The sequence below is a fragment of the Kitasatospora sp. NPDC088346 genome, assembly GCF_044740765.1.
GTDB lineage: Bacteria > Actinomycetota > Actinomycetes > Streptomycetales > Streptomycetaceae > Kitasatospora.
This window is the reverse complement of record NZ_JBIURH010000151.1, coordinates 1-2,467: the sequence shown is the minus strand read 5'-3', so window position 1 is coordinate 2,467 and position 2,467 is coordinate 1. Positions and strand designations below refer to the sequence as shown.

At 73.6% G+C, this 2,467-nt stretch carries 1 protein-coding gene; it reads left to right on the top strand.

Annotation, left to right across the window (positions count from 1 at the left end; genetic code table 11):
- Nucleotides 1-2,467 (top strand): beta-ketoacyl synthase N-terminal-like domain-containing protein (locus tag ACIOFR_RS42050; RefSeq protein ID WP_401006090.1); only part of this gene is annotated, 2,467 nt, incomplete at both ends.

The window sequence follows — 2,467 nt, the reverse complement described above, 5'->3', positions numbered from 1 at the left end:
GTGTGTTCGGTGCGGCGGGGCAGGCCAACTATGCCGCGGCCAACGCGTTCCTGGACGCGCTCGCGGAGCACCGCCGTTCGCTCGGCCTGCCGGCCACGTCCCTCGCGTGGGGCCTGTGGGCGGGCGGCATGGGCGATGCCCTCGACGACGGCGACGTCCAGCGGATGGCGCACGGTGGTGTGCAGGCGCTGTCCGCGGCGGAGGGTCTGGCGTTGCTCGATGCGGCGGACGGTCTCGGTGAGGCGGTGCTGGTGCCGATCCGTCTCGACCTCGCCGGGCTGCGGGCCCAGGCCGCTTCGGGCGGGCCGGTGCCGCCGGTCCTGCGGGGCCTGGTCCGGGCGCCGCTGCGCCGGGCGGCCGCCGTCGGCGGAAACACCGGGGGGTCGGCACTCGCCGACCGGCTGGCGGCACTGGGAGAGGCCGAGCGGACGACCGCCCTGCTCGACCTGGTGCGCACCGAGGTCGCCGCCGTGCTCGGCTACCCGAACTCGGCAGCGGTGGACACCAACCGTGCGTTCAAGGACCTCGGCTTCGACTCGCTGACCGCCATCGAACTGCGCAACCGCCTCAACGCGGTCACCGGTCTGCGACTGCCCGCCACGCTGGTCTTCGACTACCCGAACCCGGCCGTGCTCGCCGAGCAGCTCCGCACCGAGCTGCTGGGCACGGTGCCCACCGCCGCTCCCACCGCGCCCTCGGCCGTCCTGGACGACGAACCGATCGCGATCGTCGGCATGGCCTGCCGGTATCCGGGCGGGGTGACGTCACCCGAGGACCTGTGGCGCCTGGTCGCCGACGGCCGCGACGCGCTCTCCCCCTTCCCGGAGGACCGCGGCTGGGACGTCGAGAACCTCTACCACCCGGACCCGGACCACCAGGGCACCTCGTACGTCCGCGAGGGCGGATTCCTGCACCGGGCAGGGCAGTTCGACCCGGCCTTCTTCGGGATCTCGCCGCGTGAGGCGATGTCGATGGACCCGCAGCAGCGGCTGCTGCTGGAGACCTCCTGGGAGGCGTTCGAGCGGGCCGGCATCGACCCGGGCTCCGTCCGGGGCAGCCGAACCGGCGTGTTCGTCGGTGTGATGTACAACGACTACGCCATGGTGCTCCAGCAGTCCGTGGAGGGCGCCGAGGGCCAGATCAGCACCGGCACCTCGGGCAGCATCGCGTCCGGCCGGGTCTCCTACACCTTCGGCCTGGAGGGCCCCGCCGTCACCGTCGACACGGCGTGCTCGTCCTCGCTGGTCGCGCTGCACCTGGCCTGCCAGTCGCTGCGGACCGGTGAGTCGACGCTCGCCCTGGCGGGCGGTGTGACGGTGATGCTGACGCCCAGCACCTTCGTGGAGTTCAGCCGGCAGCGCGGGCTCGCCGCGGACGGCCGCTGCAAGGCCTTCTCCGAGGACGCCGACGGCACCGGCTGGGGCGAGGGCGTCGGCATGATCCTGGTCGAGCGGCTGTCGGACGCACAGCGCAACGGGCACCCGGTACTCGGCATCGTCCGCGCCAGCGCGGTCAACCAGGACGGCGCCTCCAACGGCCTCACCGCCCCCAACGGCCCCTCCCAGCAGCGCGTGATCAAGCAGGCCCTGGCGAACGGGGGACTGACGCCCGGCGAGGTCGACGCCGTGGAGGCGCACGGCACCGGCACCACGCTGGGTGACCCGATCGAGGCGCAGGCGCTGCTCGCCACCTACGGCCAGGACCGGCCCGCGGACCGGCCGTTGTGGCTCGGTTCGGTGAAGTCCAACCTGGGGCACACCCAGGCGGCGGCCGGTGCGGCCGGTGTGATCAAGATGGTGCTCGCGATGCGGCACGGCGTGCTGCCGAAGAGCCTGCACGTCGGCGAGCCGTCCTCGCACGTCGACTGGACGGCGGGCGCGGTCGAACTGCTCGCGGAAGCCCGCGACTGGCCGGAGAACGACCGACCGCGTCGCTCCGCCGTCTCCTCCTTCGGATTCAGCGGCACCAATGCGCACGTCATCCTGGAGCAGGCCCCGGAGACCGCCGACGGGCGCGTGGCGGACGGGCACGACAGCCGGCCGCACGCCCCGGCCGTGACCTCCGCCCTGCCGTGGGTGCTGTCGGCCCGGAGCACGGCGGCACTCGCCGGCCAGGCACGGCGGCTGCTCGACCGTCTGGACGCCGCGCCGCAGACCGCACCCGACACGATCGGCCTCGCACTGGCCTCCACCCGTGCCGCGTTCGAGCAGCGCGCCGTCGTGGTGGGAACCGACGCCGACGAGCTGAGGACGACCCTGCGCACGCTCGCCGAGGATGGCGTCGCGGCGGGCCTGGTCCGGGGCACGGTCGGGCCCGCGGGGAAGGTGGCGTTCGTCTTCCCGGGTCAGGGTTCGCAGTGGGCGGCGATGGCCGTCGAACTGCTTGAATCGTCTCCGGTGTTCGGGGCTCGGATGGCCGAGTGTGCTGTTGCTCTGGCGCCGTTCGCGGATGGCTGGTCGCTGCTGGA